Raw genomic sequence first — 16,447 nt, 5'->3', positions numbered from 1 at the left:
GTAGACTGAACTTCCCAGCGGCGGCGCTTTATACTCAGTTCTACTTTGTTTTCACGAATCGGAAAATCCTGTACTCGAACTTCGGGGTAAAATCCTTTGGAGTGAAGCGTTTGGCCTGCATATTCGGCCGGAGCAATGTTCTTTTCTTCTAAAAATAAGACTAATCCTACTTTATCTTTTACAAAATGGGTTATATCAAAATACTCAAGTGTCCCTGCTGGTAAAAAATAGCCTAGTAATTCTTTTTCCTGATCCTTTTCCAATGTTTCTCGTCCGTTTTATTGGCTGCAAAACAACGACTTTCTCCTAATTCCCCCAACTTTTCAATCTGATCCTCAATTTGCCCTTCAGCTTATTATTTGACAACTTCAGCCTATTGAATCATGCAATGAACTTTTGAAGTCACGTCTTTGCCTCATTGAATGACACATTAGGCAAAGTAACCTTCATAATAAGTTATGCGATAGTTACAATGAGTTATTTCTTAATCAAAATAAGTTATGTAGGAGTTACAATCAGTTAAGTACAAACGACAATTGGATCGGGCGAGCTTACAATAAAAACAAGGGATCATGCAATGGATTTATGGAGGCTATCATGCGATTTATGGAGGCTGTCATGCGATTTATGAGGGCTATCAGCTGATTTATTGAGGCCTTCAACCATTTTATTGTAACTATAAAACAGCATATTGCCACATAAACTCATTTATTCTGTGAAATAATTGAAACAAGTCGCCAAAAAATGGACGCGGGAGGCATTGAACTCAATTATTGGAGCTGCAAACTGATTTATTGGACCTGTCAGTTAGAATATTGGCATCTCAACCTGAACTAAGAAGGCAACCTCACATTTTAAGACGGCTTACCGCCTAAATAAGCAGGCTTTCTTAAGATCGGAGATGGTTTTCGCTTTTCGGCAGAGGCAATACATTTACCAATTATCTCCATCAATTGATCAAAGAATGGCCAAAATAAAATATTACCCATCATAATAGACTTATAGCTCAATCAATCTTCACCACCCCTTCCTTTACAACCGGAAAATTTGAAAATACTTTCCCATCATGACCGGGAATAATATACCTAGGATTAGTCACCAACGTTTTCATTCTTTGCATGGCATTTACATATCCTGCGGGGTCATACGTACCACCTGCTGCTGCCGGTTGCATATGTTCCAAACTGTAATATACCCAGATATTATCGGAAGCCAAAATTACTTTATTAGTACCCGTTTCAACCAATACATACTGAGAATTGAATGTGTGTCTTGAACCGGTAAATACTTTTATCCCGGGAATTATTTCCTGGCTATCGCCATTAACCAGCGTTAATTTACCTGCCAGATTTCTATCGATCAATTTTCTTACATCTCTTTTATTAAATCCGCCAGCAGAGCCGCCTTTTTGCCAGGCAGCCCCAACATAATAGTAAAAATCATCCTGCTGCATCCATACCTGCGCATTGGGGAACAGATCAAGCCCATCTATGTGGTCCCAATGTGGATGACTTAAGATGACATCAGTTATGTCAGCTGGTTTTAATCCCAATTTTTGCAAGGTTGAATCGGGCCGTACATAGTTTACAATGGCAAATTCTTTTGCATTGGGTATATCGTTTAAAAACCCTACATCAACTAATATATTCCTGCCGTTTCCTTTTATTAACCAGATCATGAAATCGATCTGCACACTGTCATTCTTAGGCCCTTTGTCAACCCAGTCAGCTATTGGCCAAGGGTGCGCAGATGATGCAAATTTCAAAGCATACACTTCGTATTGTTTCGTTTGCGACCATACCCCATTTGAAGTAAATAAAGTGATAAGGACAATCAGAATAACGTTTTTCATTAATATATAAATTAGTGGATTGAAGATAATCTTTTACCGGGTTTTATGGACTGTTATTGATAAATAGGAGGTTTTCATCAACTGCCAGGCCAGTTTCATCAATACGAGTTGCCGCTCCACAGTGGTGTCCATAACTTTACATCCGAAAATTAACCTATTTATGATAACCGGAGGGGTGCGGCGGATTATTAGTCATATATCATTCTGGCTCGTTTATTTTCTTTTTTGGACGGGTTACTGTATGTACAGTTTTGATATGCCTTTTTTGTGGGGTTTAATGGTTACCGCCACTTACTTTGTTGCAGAGGCAAGCACCTTCTATAGCTGTTTATACTGGCTGATACCCCGTTTTTTAATGACGAGACGTTATATAGCATTTGCCGGATCACTGTTGGTTGTTTTTATAGCAGCGACATCCCTTACTACTTTTTGCCTGATGCCGGCACTCCAGTACATCTTTAATGAACAGGCCCCCGGCACACGCAGTATGCTCTTGTATAATACACTGGCTAATTTTTATACCCTGTGTCTGTTAATTGCTGTCAAATCCATAAAAAACAAGATCCAGACCGATCGTAAAACGCAACTGAATGAAAAAATGCGCACGGAAAATGAATTGCGATTTTTACGTTCGCAACTGAACCCACATTTTTTATTCAATGCCATTAACAGCATTTACATCCTGATCCGAAAAGACCCTCAGGCAGCATCCGGCACCCTGGCGCGATTTGCCGACATGCTGCGTTACCAGTTATATGAATGCAAAACTGAAGAAATACCAGTCGAAAAAGAAGTGGCTTACCTGAACAACTATATAGAAATGGAAAAATTGCGCAAAGGCAATATGGTAACCACGTATTACCAGGTAGACGAACAGGTAAACAGGTTTTCAATTGTACCCCTGATCCTCATTCCATTTGTTGAAAATGCATTTAAACACGTATCCACCTTTACCGATAAAGACAACCAGATAGACATTACTCTTACTTTTAGCCCTCCCCTGTTTAAACTCCACGTAGCAAATACGGTTGATGATACGATCACCGGCATGGAAGACAAAACCTACAGTGGCATAGGACTGGAAAATGTAAAACGCAGGCTGGAGCTTTTGTACCATGGCCGGCATCAATTACGCATTACCAATACAGGTAGTAAATATGAGGTACTTTTAAGTATACAAATAGCATGAATATACGTTGCATTATAGTAGACGATGAGCCCCTTGCCAGAGATGGCATGGAGCTTTTGGTAGCAGAAGCAGGCTTTTTGCAGCTGGTGGCAACATGCAGGAGTGCCATGGAAGCGAATGCCATACTCGCAAAAGAACAGATTGACCTTATCTTCCTGGACATACAAATGCCCAAAATAAGAGGCATTGATTTTTTAAAGACACTTACGGTAAAACCGCTGGTGATCATCACCACCGCCTATTCTGATTTTGCGCTGGAAGGATTTGAACTGAATGTACTCGATTATCTGGTAAAACCCATTACACCCGAGCGTTTCTTAGTATCTGTGAACAGGGCCCGGGAACTCATGAGTATCAAACAAACAGCAACTCAGGATGGCGCCCCTGATTATTTTTTTATCCGCGCCAACAACGGTTATGAGAAGATCCTTTACCAGGAAATATTATTTATTGAAGCGACGCAAAACTACAGCACCATTCATACTACGCGGGCAAAATTCATGACACTCACCACCCTTCGCACACTGGAAGAACAGTTGCCGGTAGGCAAGTTCCTGCGTATACAAAAGTCTTATATTGTTGCCATTGATAAGATCCAGTCTTTTACCGGCAATGAAGTCACGCTGCAGCAATACAGTCTCCCTGTAAGCAAGAACTATAAAGAAAAACTGATGACGCTTATTGACCAGCGACTCATAAAAAAATAAATTCAATTTTTATGGAGCAATTCGTATTGCCTATGTCCCTTCGGGTATCAGCATTCCTATTATCGAAATTGGGTTTGGCTTTACCGGGTGTGACCGCCCGTCTGTTCCTTTCCATGTACAGCCGCCCGCCAAAACGAAAGCTGCGGGAATCACAGTTGGCCGTTGGAAGGCTCGCAGCCTCAACGCAAATGACCTTTAGCCGTTATCCTTTTGATGAACGGGCTATCACTGTACAGATCTACAGGTGGGGGCAGTCAGACAAAAAGGTGCTGTTACTGCACGGATGGGGAGGAAGCCCGTTTGATTTTAAACAAATGATAACAACACTGGTAAATGCCGGTTATGAAGTAATAAGCTGGGATGCGCCAGCCCATGGTGCGTCAGCAGGTAAAGAAACAAACATTGTACAGTGGATGCATACGCTTGAACAGTTACTGGCACGCATTGGCCCTGTACATGCAATAATTGGCCACTCCCTTGGCGGTTTAAGCGCTGCGCTGGCTTTAGTGCACAAAAAATTACAGGTACCCCGGCTGGTAATGATTAGCGCCGCGGTAAGTGCTCCTGAATTCTTCCAGCAAACATTTCAGCAATTTGGCATTCCCAATAAGGTGATGCCCAAAGTACACCAACTCGTCGTAAAAAGACTGCAGTTCGACCTGCTGCAGCTTGATCTTTTCAAACATATCGATAAAATAAATGCCAAAAATATCCTGGTGATCTATGATGAGAACGACGGAGTTGTCAAAAAAGAGCAAATTGTAAACTTCCTGAATCAATCGACCGCTATACAATCTTTCTGTATCAAAGGGGAAGGGCATTACCGGATCATGCGGAATGATGAAGTATTGAAAAAAGTAGTAAACTTCATGAACATAGATTAGCAGAAAAGAAAAAAAGGGCAATAAGAATTTTTACTTACAGCCCCGTTATTATCTTACATACCGTCCGGGATATTGGGTTCTACCAGTTTGATCAGTTTATCCAGCGAATCCTGCCAGCCCAGGTAACACATTTCAGCGGGGATCTGAGGCGGAATGCCTGTCTGTTCAACCTTTAATTCGGTACCTGCAATGGTTTTCTTAATCCAAACCGAAGTGATCATTTCACCTGGCAGATTAGGATCGTCAAATTTATCGGTGTATTTCAAAAACTCATTCGGTTTAACTTCTACGTAAGTACCACCAAACGAATGACCATTTCCGGTTGTAAAATTGGTGAATGACATTTTGAAAGTGCCGCCGGTTTTTACATTCATCTCTTGTACGGAACAAAGAAATCCATAAGGAGGTAACCACGAGGCGATTGCCAGGGCTTCGGTAAATGCGCGGTATACCTTTTCCGGTGATGTCTTGATCATTCTGTGCAACGAAACTGAATTGTTTGACATAAAATTTGTTTTGTTCTCACAAAGATGCACCGAAAACAGGACTTGCATGGAGGGCGATCAGGACAAAATGAGGGTTATTTGCGACACGGATTGCCCCAAAAGGAAATTATTGCAAACAGAGGTCAGTTATTTAGATATACTTTCTCTTTGTGTTTTGACATGCTGAGGTAAGAAGTAAGAAGTAAGAAACTCGCGAGCTTCGTATCTCCTACCTCTTACCTCCTACCTCTTACCTCCTACCTCCTACCTCCTACCTCCTACTTCATGTCTCTTACATTGAAGGATTCTCTTTTCGAATAATGGTACTCCTATTAATGATCAGAGATCACCACATTTGCCATGGCCCTTTTTTTAGTGCGAACAAACAACAACAGGGGCATGGTAATAACGAAAAGTCCACCGAGGAAAAAGAACGCATCAAGATAACTAAGCATGGACGTTTGTTTTACCACCTGTGCATTGAGCAGCCCGATTGCCTGGGCTTTTGCTTCAAAAAAACCAGCCCCTTTCGACTGAAAATAATGTACTGCGTTATTAATACGCTCCGTTACCTCCGGGTTTTCAATGGTGATATTGGAAACCAGGTCAGTCCGGTGAACGGCTGTGCGCCGGGTATAGTACGTGTTAATGACAGCAATCCCAAAAGAGCCACCCAGCTGTCGCATCATATTATTGAGCGCTGCGCCCTGAGGTATATCTTTTGGCTGTAACGATGACACAGCCAGCGTGGTAAGCGGTACCGCCAAAAATGCCATACCCACCGACCGGAAGATCAGTGTGGTACTAATGTATCCTTCCGAAGCATCGAGGCTCATATGGGCCATATGCCAGTTAAAGTATATAAACGAGATATAACCGGCAGCCACAATAAATACGGGTGAAAGGCCCCGCTGCATGATCTTCCCCGAAAACACCAACGCCAATACCGCTAACAGGGCACCAGGAAGCATCATCAATCCGGTTTGTAAGGGTGTAAAACCTAATAACCGCTGCGCTATAACCGGTGTTATAAAAATAGAGCTGTACAACCCAACACCCGTAATAAAGGTCAGTACTGCCGCAATGCTTAATGTTTTACTGCGCAACACACCCAGGTCTACCACAGGATTGGATATTTTCAATTCCCAGATAACAAAGGCGGTCAGTGACACTACTGCAATCACTGTAAACCACGCAATGTATGCAGTGGCAAACCAGTCTTCTGTTTCACCCCGTTCCAGCACTGTTTGTAAAGTTCCAATACCTACGGCCAGCAATAAAATGCCCGTCCAGTCGATCTTTTTCACTACTGGTTTTATAGCCGGCTCTGTAAGCAATTTATAACAGGAAATGATAGCCAGGATCCCAACCGGTACGTTTACAAAAAAGATCCAGGGCCAGGAATAATGGTCTACAATATAACCACCCAGTGTAGGGCCAATGGTGGGACCAATAAAAACGCCTATGCCAAAGATGGCGCCGGCTGTTGCCTGTTTCTCCCTGGGAAATTGTTCAAAGATCACTGCCTGTGATACGGAAAGCAATGCACCTCCCCCCAATCCCTGTACGAAACGGAAAAAGACCAGCGTCCAGATATCAGTTGCCGAGCCGCACATGATGGAGCAGATCGTAAAAATGAGGATCGAGGTGATGTAATAGTTTCGCCGGCCAAACTTAGCCGTTAAAAAACTGGTAATGGGAATGATGATTACATTGGCAATGGAATACGATGTAACTACCCAGGAAGTGTCCTCGAGGGTGGCGCCCAGGTTGCCACTCATATGCGACAGGGCCACGTTTACAATCGTAGCATCTATCAGTTCCATTACTGCCGCCAGCAGCACAGTTACGATCAGCAGGTTTTTTCTTAGTGGTGTCATATGTCTGCTTTATACCAGTTGGTATATTTTTAGTTATAGCAATAACCTCCCGATACCCGCAAAGGCCAGGTTCAAAACAGGTTCAATAAAGTATTAAGCTTCTTTCAGGGAAGTTCTGAACGAACGCCTGTAATCAGAAGGTGTGGTCATGAGGTGGCGTAAGAATGTTCGTCGCATAGAGACCAGTCCGCCCAAACCACATAAGTCAGCAATTCGTTCAATGGAAATATCAGTGTCTTCCAGGTATTTGCGCGCCGCTTCTACCCTTAGTTTTTCTATAAATTTTGCCGGCGGCATACCGGTCTGTTTGGTAAACACGCGGGTAAAGTTCCGGGTGCTCATATTCATCTGTTCCGCCACCTGGTTTACATCCAGTTTTTCGTGTAAATGTTCGGTGAGCCAGGTCTGTGTTTTTTGCGCAATGTGTTGGGAATCGTAAGTCGGTAACAAATTGCCAAATTGTGCCTGGAACCCGGGCCGGTTCAAATAAAAGACCATGCGTTTGGCTACACTGCCCGCTATATCCTTCCCAAAATCCTGTTCAACCATTGCCAGGGCCAGGTCAATCCCCGAGGAACCGCCTGCTGAAGAATACACATGCCCATCCTGCGTATACATAGGATCGCCGTTCACCTGTACTTCCGGATATTCCTGCTTTAGTTTATCGGCGTAGAACCAATGGGTGGTTGCTTTTCGTCCGTCTAAAATGCCGGCTTTTGCCAGGGCAAAGGCGCCGCTGCAGACCGAAGCGATCCGCCGGGTATTTCTCTCATCCCGCGTAGCTAACCAGTCGTAAAAATCTTTCAATGCGGGCTGACTGGAATCGCGGGCGTCATATCCACCAATGATAAGGGTATCGATAGGGGTATTTATGTCCATTACCGCCTGCTGGCAAACGATGCTCATCCCCGTGCCCGTATCAATTTTTTTATCGGCCGTAGCAGCTGCTACCACCACCTCATAGCCATCGGTGATGCCGCGGCTTTCAAGGATCTTGTTGGCGATGAAAAAAACATCGGTAGGCCCGGCAATCACAACGAGCATATTACTGCTGATGGTTACAATTACAACCTGTTTCCTTGCCATAATACAAAGCTAGTAACTGTTTGCCTTGTCTTAAAGGACATAATTCATACATTTTAGGCCATCGCTCTATGGCCGACAAATGTTTCAACGTTAATCAAATACCAGATTTTTTACATACAAATTGTTCCCATTTGCATACAGCTACCCGCAATTCACATACTTTTCATTTACATATATCATTTCGCAGACTATCTTGCATCGGATTTTGTAGCAACCTATTATTGCTGTTGATCAGTACTTTACATTTATCAATTTACCCCCATGAAAAAATTGGTTACCCTGTTTGTATGCACTGGTTTCTTTAGTGCCGTATCGGCCAGCAATATCCTTCCAAAACCACCTGCCGACAGTACTCCTGTGGCCAAAAAATACCATTACCAGGTTTTTAAACAGGCCAACAACAGTTTTGGTTATGATATCTACTCGGGTCCTAAAAAAATGATCCACCAGGAAACCGTTCCCGGTCAAACCGGTAATACAGGTTTTACCACTGCAGCCGCTGCCACCAAAGTAGCCGGACTGGTAGTGAGCAAATTGCAACAAAACATTTTTCCGCCAACCGTTTCAACGGAAGAACTGAAACAATTGCATGTACTGTAACATGTCTTAAGCCCAACTAACATCAACATTCCCCATAACCACATGAAAAAGTTTTACTCTTTCCTGTTTACGCTATTCATTACATGGATGTTGTTTTTGCAACAGGCAACTGCGCAATGCATAAAACCTGTTGTGATCAGCAAAGCCGCCACGGTTTGCCCGGGCGGAACAACCACCCTGTACATTAAAATGGACCCCGCGTTAACCTATACCTGGTCAAACGGCAACGTGAACACTGCTTCCATAATAGTGGGTGCGGGTACGTACACTGTCACTGTTACTGACGGCGGCGCCTGTAACCTGACTTCAGATCCGGTAGTGATAAAAGAAAAAGCGTTATTGCCACCGGTGATCCCGGCCGATACGCCGGTGTTGTGTTCGGGACAAAGCCTTACGCTGTATGCCGACACGGGGAATATCTGGGTGCGAAAACGGGATTTTGACATAGCCGTAGGCGGTCGTACCGAAGGTGTAAGTTTTGCGATTGGTTCAAAGGGATATATTGGAGGAGGAACCAATAGCGGTACTTTTCGTTCAGATTTCTGGGAATACGATGAAGCCACCTCAACCTGGACACAAAAGGCAGATGTTCCCGGTACTGGCGGACGCGTATTTGCGACCAGTATGGTTATTAACAATAAAGGGTATGTAGGCCTGGGCAACAACGGTACTACCACTTTTGGTGATTGGTGGGAATATGACCCCTTTGCAAATACCTGGACGGCCAAAGCCGGTTATCCCGGTGGTGCTACCACTGCGGCGGCAGGTTTTTCGGTTGGTAATAAAGGGTATGTAGGCTTAGGGGCAAAGTCAGGTACTTATCCGCTTACTTTTTGGTCGTATGATCCGGCAACCGATACCTGGGCCCCTATTGCTGACTTTCCAGGCACTGGACGAAGGGAGCCAGTTGCATTTAGCCTCAACAATAAAGGTTATGTAGCTACCGGCTGGTTACTAGGCGGCGCCAATAACGCCAACGACTGCTGGCAATATGATCCTGTTCTAAACACATGGTTCGCAGAGGCTAATCTGCCAGGCCAGGGCCGGCGTACCGCTGCGGCTTTTACCATTCAGGAGCATGCTTACATAGTATGTGGCTTTGCCAACGTTATTGGCTCTACTGCAGAGCTATGGGAGTTTTATAACGGTGTCTGGGCCAAGAAATCTAATTACACCGGGCCAGCTCAATGGGGCCCCGCAGCTTTTGGCTTTCACGATAAGGGCATTGTATGTTTTGGCTCGGTTGGCAACAGACAGATCTGGGAATACCATCCCACTAATACCGTTCAATGGCCAGATGGGTCAACCCAATTATCTTTCACCGTAAATTCACCTGGTAATTACAGCGCCACTATAAGTGATATAGAAGGTTGCACACTCAGCACTGCGCCGCTTACGGTTACCGCAGCCAATTTTACCACAACGCCTATCAGGGTTTCAGCAGCAGGTACCACTTTTTGCGAGGGTACGCCTGATACCTTATTTGCAGGTGGTGATATATGGACACAGAAAGGCGACTTTCCGGGAGGGTCTACAGTATACGCTTCCGGCTTTACGGTTGGTTCTACCGGTTATTTTTGTGGAGGCAGTGCGGCCCCCAATCAGGTTTGGAAATATGACCCTGTAACCGATACCTGGGCGCAACAGGCCAATATGCTACAGGCAATAGGCGTTGCCCCTGCCATTACATGGAATGGCAAGGGATGGATCCTGGGCAGCACAGACAAAACCATGTATATGTACGACCCTACCTACAATTCATGGGTAAAAAAGTCAACCGGTCCCATTAACGTAACAAACAGGGTGCAGGGCTTTCTTTTAAATGACAAACTGATCATTGCCGGTGGATTGAATGGCAGCACTACGGTAGCTGAAGTATGGGAATACGATCTGGTGAAAGATACCTGGACACGCAAAAATGATATGCCGTTCGGCATGAGCTATGCACCAGCCTTTGCATTGAATGGCAAAGGGTATCTTATCACCGGCAACTCTACCCGCAGTAATCCTGCCGCTCCTCAATCGGCGGATTGTTTACAATACGACCCAGGTTCCGATACCTGGACCATCCTGCCTGATTTTCCCGGTGGACCACGTGGCGGCGGCATCGGTTTTACTGATGGCCATAAGGCTTATGTGGGCACAGGAAATAATGGTCCTATCAAAACCGACATGTGGCAACTGGATCCGGCTACCCTCACCTGGGCACGCATAGCCGATATTCCCCGCGGCCGCTACGGCACCGTTGCCATGGTAATTGGCCACCATGCCTACATTTCAACCGGTGCACAAAACACCGGCGGCAATGTAGATGTATGGCAATATGAAATGCCTTATAATTACCTGTGGGCGACCGGAGAGACAACCCGCTATAAAAAGATCACGCAAACCGGCGATTACAGCGTGCAGGTGAGTAACGATAATGGGTGTTCGGCCTCAACCGGCCCGGTACATGTTACCGTTCAACCCAAAACAGTGATCGGCACACCGCCTCAACCCATAACCATCTGCGATGCCGCAGCTACCGGGTTCTCCGTAAGCGCTACCGGCACCAACATAACTTACAAATGGCAGTACAATGGCGGCGATATCAATGACGGCAGTTTGTACAGCGGTACCACCACCAATGCATTGGGCGTTGCCAATGTAAACGGACTGGGCACTGGTCTGTTTCAATGCGTGGTTACGGGTACCTGTGGAACTGAAACCAGCACAGCCGCCCTGCTTACCGTAAATCCTTTACCGGCAAAACCGGTTATTACACCGGGAAGCACTACTACATTCTGTAATGGTGGCTCTGTCATCTTAACCAGCTCAGCCCTGGCAGGCAATGCCTGGTCAAATGGTAATACGGGCCAAAGTTTGCCGGTTACCGCATCAGGCGCTTTCACCGTGAAAGTAACGGATGGCAATGGTTGTACATCGCCGCTCAGTGATGCAGTGGTGGTTACGGTAAATTCATTACCAGCCAAGCCGGTTATTGCAGCCAGCGGCACCACCACTTTTTGTCAGGGCGGTGCAGTTACCTTAAGCAGTCCTTCGGCCGCTACTTATACCTGGTCGAATGGTAGTGCCAACAAACAAATTTTAATTACGCAGGCAGGCACGTATACGGTACAGGTAGCAGATGCCAATGGCTGTCAATCGCCTGTAAGCGATGCCGCCATAGTAACAGTGAACCCGATCCCTGCGCAACCTGTTATTACCGCCAGCGGACCGCTGTCTTTCTGTGATGGCAACAGTGTTACACTTTCAACTGCTGCCACTACTGCGTACCAATGGTCAACCGGCAGCCATGCAGCCAATATTACGGTAAACAAAAGCGGCAATTATTCGGTTCGCATTACAGACAACAACGGTTGTACGTCTCCGGTGAGCGATGCCATTGCAGTAGCAGTGAACCCCTACCCTTCGGGCGCTATTTCTTCCGCAGGTCCGATGATGGCAGGCAATACCCATTACTTTCAATTAACGGCGCCTGCTGTAAACAATGGCACATATGCCTGGAGCACGGGCGATCATTCCGCGGTAGCCAAAGTAACCCAATCGGGTTTGTATAAAGTAGCTGTTACTACTGCACAGGGCTGTGAGAAAGATTTTCAGATCAACGTACAGTTGATCGATCTAACCCAGGTGCCCAATACGTTCTCGCCCAATCATGATGGCATCAATGATTACTGGACGGTAAAAGAGCTAATCCAATTCCCTAACGCCATGGTGCAGATCTTTAACCGCAACGGCAATAAAGTTTTCGAGGCAAAAGGACCGGGTCTTAAATGGGATGGCACCAGCGGCGGCCATGAACTGCCGGCCGGCGTGTATTACTATGTGCTCGATCTGAAAGATGGCAGTCAACCCGTCAATGGCTGGATCAACCTGTTAAAATAATAACCACTACTCACCTAAACCTTCACATATGTTTCGCATAAACAACCATATAAAAACAGCAGCTGTATTGGGGCTGATGATCACTGGCTGCCTGTCTGCCGGTGCACAAAGCCGGCCGCAAACCACCCAGTATGTACTGAACTACTTTTTATCCAACCCGGCCATGACAGGTCTGGAGAATTATGCCGACATCCGCATTGGCCATCGCCGCCAATGGAACGGCATTCAGGGTGCTCCGGTTACCACCTGGGTTACCGCCAACCTGCCATTGGGGTATTCTGTTGAACAGGCCCCACCCCAATCGTTGCCCGAAGAAGACGACCGGGAAACATTTTTTAAACTACTGCCCGTTGAACGCCATCATGGTATTGGCATGGTGGCCTACCAGGACATAATAGGCCCCTATGTTTCCAACTGTTTAGATCTCTCATACGCCTGGCACTTACCGCTGACCGATGAGATAGCGCTTTCGGCGGGTTTGTCGGCCGGGTTTCAGCAATTGCGATATGATCCGTCGAAAAACATCTATCCCGATCAGGCGCTTGACCCGGCGGTGTTACAGGATTTCGGCACCAAATGGTCGCCCGATCTGAACATGGGTATTATGTTGTATTCAGGCCGTTTTTTCGCAGGCGTCTCTGCACAACAGCTTATACAGTCTACATTTATCAATACACAAAACTCCTTGTCTACTTACAAAAGACAGTATATACTCAGCGGCGGTTATAATATTATGCTGAATGAATACGACAACACCCAGTTATTGATCTCAGGTTTGTTACGCAGCGATTTTTCAAACCCTGCCGGCTGGGACTTCAACGCCAAATGTATGATCGCAAATACTTTTTGGGTAGGTGCCTCCTATCGTTACCAGGATGCCATCTCGGGTATGGTTGGTTTGCACGTAGCCCGTAATTTCAACGTATCGTACGCATACGACTATACGTTATCACCCCTGAAACAGTTCAGCAATGGCTCACACGAATTGATGCTGGCTTTTCAGATCTTTAAATTTGATGAACGGGTTAACCCGAGAGTGAATTGGTAAGGGAAGTCAATTTATCAACCCCTTTTTATATTGATTCGGGCTGATACCCGTTTCCTTTTTGAACAGTCTTGAAAAATAAGGCAGGTTTTCAAAACCTAAGGCATAGGCTATTTCTGAAACACTTTGATCATCGGTTTTGAGCCGGTTCTTGGCTTCGTTGATCAAATAGATATGGATCAGTTCGATGGCGGTTTTGCCGGTTTCCTTTTTCAGCAGGTCACTCAGGTAACGGGGTGATAAGTTGAGTTGTGCCGCCAGTACGTTTACAGAAGGCAATCCTTCCTCGAGCCCGTTTTTAAAATAGGCGCCCAATACATCGTTGAACTTAGAAACTGTTTTGCCCGACAACTCTTTGCGGCTGATGAATTGCCGTTTATAAAACCGCTGCGAATATTTCAGAATGGAGTCGATGTGTGTGAGAATAATATCCCGGCTGTACTCATCGGTATTATTGAAGTATTCCGTTTCTATTTTACCATACAGGTCCCACATGGTCTTTTCTTCAGTTGGTGACAGGTGCAGCGCCTCATTGGCTTCATAATCAAAGAAACCATATTTATTGATCTCACTGTGCAGGAAGTGCCCGTTCAGAAAATCTTCATGAATGAAGATGATAAATGCGTTGTCGTCATACTCCACACTTTTGAATTCAATTACCTGGCGGGGTTTTATAAAGATCATGCTGCCGCAATCGGAATCGTACTTGGTGCGGCCATACAGGATGGTACCGGCCCTCAATTTCTTGAATCCGATCATGTAAAAATCAGAAGTGAATTCCCTGTCGCCCAACCCACAGGTCCTTTCACACCTGTAAATGCTGAACAGCGGACTTTCCGGCGGCGGGAATGCATTGAAATGATGTATATCGGCCAGTTTTTTAAAATGCTCCATGATTGATACAATTACACAAATCTACGCCGAAAGTACAGCGTAGATTGCGATGTTACAAGTCTATAAAATTAAGTTACTTTCCATGGGCTTTGTCAGCCACTTCCTTCCAGGTGTCCCATTCGGCCATACGGCTTTCGTAGTTTTGTTTAACCAGTGGGTAACTATATTTACCAAGGAATAAACGCAAAGGCGGATTGTTACTGTCTATCAATTTCAACATGGCAGGGGTTGTTGCCTCAGGAATCCCGAACATGTCATCGGAAAGTGCAGCATAAAATGCGGTCTTTACTCCTTCATATTCAGGCATAGCAGCTGCATGTGATGCGGAAGAACCTCCCCAGTCGGTTGAATAAGAATTCGGTTCAACCAGGGTAATATTAATACCGAAGCCCTTTACTTCGGTGGCCAGTGTTTCGCTCACCCCTTCTACGGCAAATTTCGAAGCATTGTATACGCCGAGCACAGGAATACCAATCAATCCGACAACACTAGATACCTGAATAATATGGCCATGCCCCTGCGCACGCATAATGGGCAATACAGCCTGGGTAAGCCACAGTAAACCAAAGAAGTTGGTTTCCATTATGCTGCGGGCATCTTGTTCACTGGTTTCCTCCACACTGCCAAACAAACCATAACCAGCGTTATTGATCAACACATCGATGCTGCCAAAATGTTCCTTTGCTTTTTGAATAGCGGCATAACCCGCAGCGCGGTCAACTACATCCAGTTGCAGCGGTAAAATATTATTACCATATTTTTTTACAAGGTCATCCAGCGACTTTATGTCGCGTGCGGTTGCTATTACTTTATCGCCTCTTTGTAATAATGCTTCAGCCCATAATTTACCAAAGCCACGGGAGGCGCCGGTAATAAAGATTGTTTTTGCCATTGTTATCAACGTTTATTTGTTGAGGCAAAACTAGAAACAGGCAGGCAGGGCGATTTATACAGATGTAGGGAACATTGATACATTTTTACAGATCCACCGGAATAATGGCCAATCAATTCATTTTGCTCCGGTATTCGGTGGGCGACTGGTTGGTTTTATTCCTGAACAATTTGCTGAGGGATTGTGGTCTTTCAAAACCGAGCGTATAGGCAACTTCTGCAATGGAGAGGTTTGTAGTTGCCAGCAGGATCTTTGTTTTTTCTATTACTTTGTTCTGGATATGGCCCTGGGTACTTTGTCCGGTAATGGCCCGCAGCAGATCACCAAGGTAACCGGGCGACACGTTGAGTTTGCCGGCGAGGTACTGCACACTGGGCAGGCCAGTCGAAATGGCTGATCCGCTTTCAAAATATTCTTCCAGAATCTGGTCGAACCGGGCCAGCAGGTCGTTATTGGCGGGTTTGCGGGTAATGAACTGCCGGTTGTAAAAACGCTGACAGTATTGAAGCAGCAAAGTAATGTGCGTGATCATCACATCCTGGCTCAGGGTATCTATAGTGGCTTCATATTCCCGTTCTATCTGCAACATAATACCTTCTACCAGTTTTTCTTCTTCCTCGGATAAGTGTAACGCTTCATTCAGATCATAAGAAAAAAAGCCATAGTCTTTTAATGTGGCAGCCAGCGGATACCCTTTTAAAAAATCGGGATGGAACAGCAGGCAAAAACCTTCGTTGGCCGGAATGACGCCCACAGCGGAACCTAATAATTGTCCGGGTCCGATGAATGACATCATGCCTTCATCAAAATCATAAAAGCTTTGGCCGTAACGCATCTTCCCCTTGAAATTCTTCTTGATGGCAATACTATAATAAGGCGCGGAATAATAATTCAGTGTTTCTTCATCGCGCAGGCCCATTTGTTCGAACCGGAAAAAACTCACCAGCGGATGCCTGGGTTTTGGCAACCCAAGCACCCGGTGAATTTCAGAAATAGATTGAATGATATGTGGTGCCGTATATTTCAACATATAAATTTACCAAAA

14 protein-coding genes are annotated in these 16,447 nt (G+C 45.3%); 6 read left to right on the top strand and 8 right to left on the bottom strand.

All coding sequences use genetic code 11. From position 1 onward, the window contains the following. Both BMX95_RS34060 and BMX95_RS34055 read right to left on the bottom strand, forming a co-directional pair. On the bottom strand, positions 1-263 hold a 263-nt coding region (locus BMX95_RS34060), incomplete at its 3' end, for an ISAon1 family transposase N-terminal region protein (RefSeq protein WP_090519593.1). 743 nt (positions 264-1,006) lie between these two features. Beyond that, positions 1,007-1,852: an N-acyl homoserine lactonase family protein gene (locus tag BMX95_RS34055; protein ID WP_081202433.1), complete on the bottom strand. Its 846-nt coding sequence runs from the start codon at positions 1,850-1,852 to the stop codon at positions 1,007-1,009. Between the two features lie 256 nt (positions 1,853-2,108). Here BMX95_RS34055 and BMX95_RS34050 point away from each other — a divergent pair, with 256 nt between their 5' ends. Genes BMX95_RS34050 through BMX95_RS34040 form a run of 3 tightly spaced genes read left to right on the top strand, consistent with a single transcriptional unit; the run spans position 2,109 to position 4,632 of the window. After that, positions 2,109-3,041 (top strand): sensor histidine kinase, encoded by a 933-nt coding sequence (locus BMX95_RS34050; RefSeq protein WP_165759008.1) that lies wholly within the window; start codon positions 2,109-2,111, stop codon positions 3,039-3,041. After that, positions 3,038-3,748: a LytR/AlgR family response regulator transcription factor gene (locus BMX95_RS34045; RefSeq protein ID WP_081202435.1), complete on the top strand. Its 711-nt coding sequence runs from the start codon at positions 3,038-3,040 to the stop codon at positions 3,746-3,748. Before BMX95_RS34050 ends, BMX95_RS34045 begins: the two co-directional genes overlap by 4 nt. Positions 3,749-3,759: 11 nt before the next feature. Continuing rightward, positions 3,760-4,632 (top strand): alpha/beta hydrolase, encoded by an 873-nt coding sequence (locus BMX95_RS34040; RefSeq protein WP_081202436.1) that lies wholly within the window; start codon positions 3,760-3,762, stop codon positions 4,630-4,632. A 53-nt stretch (positions 4,633-4,685) separates the two neighbouring features. Here the strand turns inward: BMX95_RS34040 and BMX95_RS34035 are convergent, their stop codons facing one another. The 3 genes from BMX95_RS34035 to BMX95_RS34025 form a co-directional block, all read right to left on the bottom strand. Then, positions 4,686-5,138 (bottom strand): SRPBCC family protein, encoded by a 453-nt coding sequence (locus BMX95_RS34035; RefSeq protein WP_081202437.1) that lies wholly within the window; start codon positions 5,136-5,138, stop codon positions 4,686-4,688. Between the two features lie 311 nt (positions 5,139-5,449). Next, a complete protein-coding gene (locus BMX95_RS34030; protein WP_081202438.1) occupies positions 5,450-6,997 on the bottom strand; it encodes a DHA2 family efflux MFS transporter permease subunit in 1,548 nt (515 codons plus the stop codon). A gap of 93 nt (positions 6,998-7,090) precedes the next feature. Then, a complete protein-coding gene (locus tag BMX95_RS34025) occupies positions 7,091-8,083 on the bottom strand; it encodes a GlxA family transcriptional regulator (protein WP_081202439.1) in 993 nt (330 codons plus the stop codon). 261 nt (positions 8,084-8,344) lie between these two features. Between BMX95_RS34025 and BMX95_RS34020 the strand changes: the two genes are divergently transcribed. The 3 genes from BMX95_RS34020 to BMX95_RS34010 are packed head-to-tail and all read left to right on the top strand — an operon-like array spanning position 8,345 to position 13,619. Further along, entirely contained in the window at positions 8,345-8,683 is a 339-nt protein-coding gene (locus tag BMX95_RS34020) for a DUF4907 domain-containing protein (protein WP_081202440.1), read from the top strand. A gap of 42 nt (positions 8,684-8,725) precedes the next feature. Continuing rightward, positions 8,726-12,571, top strand: a complete 3,846-nt coding sequence (locus tag BMX95_RS34015; protein WP_081202441.1) for a Kelch repeat-containing protein — start codon at positions 8,726-8,728, stop codon at positions 12,569-12,571. 28 nt (positions 12,572-12,599) lie between these two features. Beyond that, positions 12,600-13,619, top strand: a complete 1,020-nt coding sequence (locus BMX95_RS34010) for a PorP/SprF family type IX secretion system membrane protein (protein ID WP_081202442.1) — start codon at positions 12,600-12,602, stop codon at positions 13,617-13,619. Positions 13,620-13,625: 6 nt separating this feature from the next. Here BMX95_RS34010 and BMX95_RS34005 read toward each other — a convergent pair whose 3' ends face one another. The 3 genes from BMX95_RS34005 to BMX95_RS33995 all read right to left on the bottom strand — a co-directional run bounded on the left by BMX95_RS34005 (position 13,626) and on the right by BMX95_RS33995 (position 16,432). Further along, positions 13,626-14,510, bottom strand: coding sequence for a helix-turn-helix domain-containing protein (locus tag BMX95_RS34005; protein WP_081202443.1), 885 nt, complete (start codon positions 14,508-14,510; stop codon positions 13,626-13,628). Between the two features lie 73 nt (positions 14,511-14,583). Then, positions 14,584-15,402, bottom strand: a complete 819-nt coding sequence (locus BMX95_RS34000; protein WP_081202444.1) for an SDR family NAD(P)-dependent oxidoreductase — start codon at positions 15,400-15,402, stop codon at positions 14,584-14,586. Between the two features lie 112 nt (positions 15,403-15,514). Beyond that, a complete protein-coding gene (locus BMX95_RS33995) occupies positions 15,515-16,432 on the bottom strand; it encodes a helix-turn-helix domain-containing protein (RefSeq protein WP_081202445.1) in 918 nt (305 codons plus the stop codon). Positions 16,433-16,447 lie beyond the last annotated feature (15 nt).

Source organism: Niastella yeongjuensis (assembly GCF_900110245.1).
Lineage (GTDB): Bacteria > Bacteroidota > Bacteroidia > Chitinophagales > Chitinophagaceae > Niastella > Niastella yeongjuensis.
Note: the sequence above shows the minus strand (reverse complement) of the source record. Positions and strands in the feature narration are given on the sequence as shown.

Bases quoted from the DNA above. Each gene is read 5' to 3' on its own strand.
- BMX95_RS34020 (WP_081202440.1), top strand. From the start codon at position 8,345: ATGAAAAAATTGGTTACCCTGTTTGTATGCACTGGTTTCTTTAGTGCC.
- BMX95_RS34005 (WP_081202443.1), bottom strand. From the start codon at position 14,510: ATGGAGCATTTTAAAAAACTGGCCGATATACATCATTTCAATGCATTC.
- BMX95_RS34025 (WP_081202439.1), bottom strand. From the start codon at position 8,083: ATGGCAAGGAAACAGGTTGTAATTGTAACCATCAGCAGTAATATGCTC.
- BMX95_RS34010 (WP_081202442.1), top strand. From the start codon at position 12,600: ATGTTTCGCATAAACAACCATATAAAAACAGCAGCTGTATTGGGGCTG.
- BMX95_RS34000 (WP_081202444.1), bottom strand. From the start codon at position 15,402: ATGGCAAAAACAATCTTTATTACCGGCGCCTCCCGTGGCTTTGGTAAA.
- BMX95_RS34030 (WP_081202438.1), bottom strand. From the start codon at position 6,997: ATGACACCACTAAGAAAAAACCTGCTGATCGTAACTGTGCTGCTGGCG.
- BMX95_RS34015 (WP_081202441.1), top strand. From the start codon at position 8,726: ATGAAAAAGTTTTACTCTTTCCTGTTTACGCTATTCATTACATGGATG.
- BMX95_RS34035 (WP_081202437.1), bottom strand. From the start codon at position 5,138: ATGTCAAACAATTCAGTTTCGTTGCACAGAATGATCAAGACATCACCG.
- BMX95_RS33995 (WP_081202445.1), bottom strand. From the start codon at position 16,432: ATGTTGAAATATACGGCACCACATATCATTCAATCTATTTCTGAAATT.
- BMX95_RS34040 (WP_081202436.1), top strand. From the start codon at position 3,760: ATGGAGCAATTCGTATTGCCTATGTCCCTTCGGGTATCAGCATTCCTA.
- BMX95_RS34050 (WP_165759008.1), top strand. From the start codon at position 2,109: ATGCCTTTTTTGTGGGGTTTAATGGTTACCGCCACTTACTTTGTTGCA.
- BMX95_RS34055 (WP_081202433.1), bottom strand. From the start codon at position 1,852: ATGAAAAACGTTATTCTGATTGTCCTTATCACTTTATTTACTTCAAAT.
- BMX95_RS34045 (WP_081202435.1), top strand. From the start codon at position 3,038: ATGAATATACGTTGCATTATAGTAGACGATGAGCCCCTTGCCAGAGAT.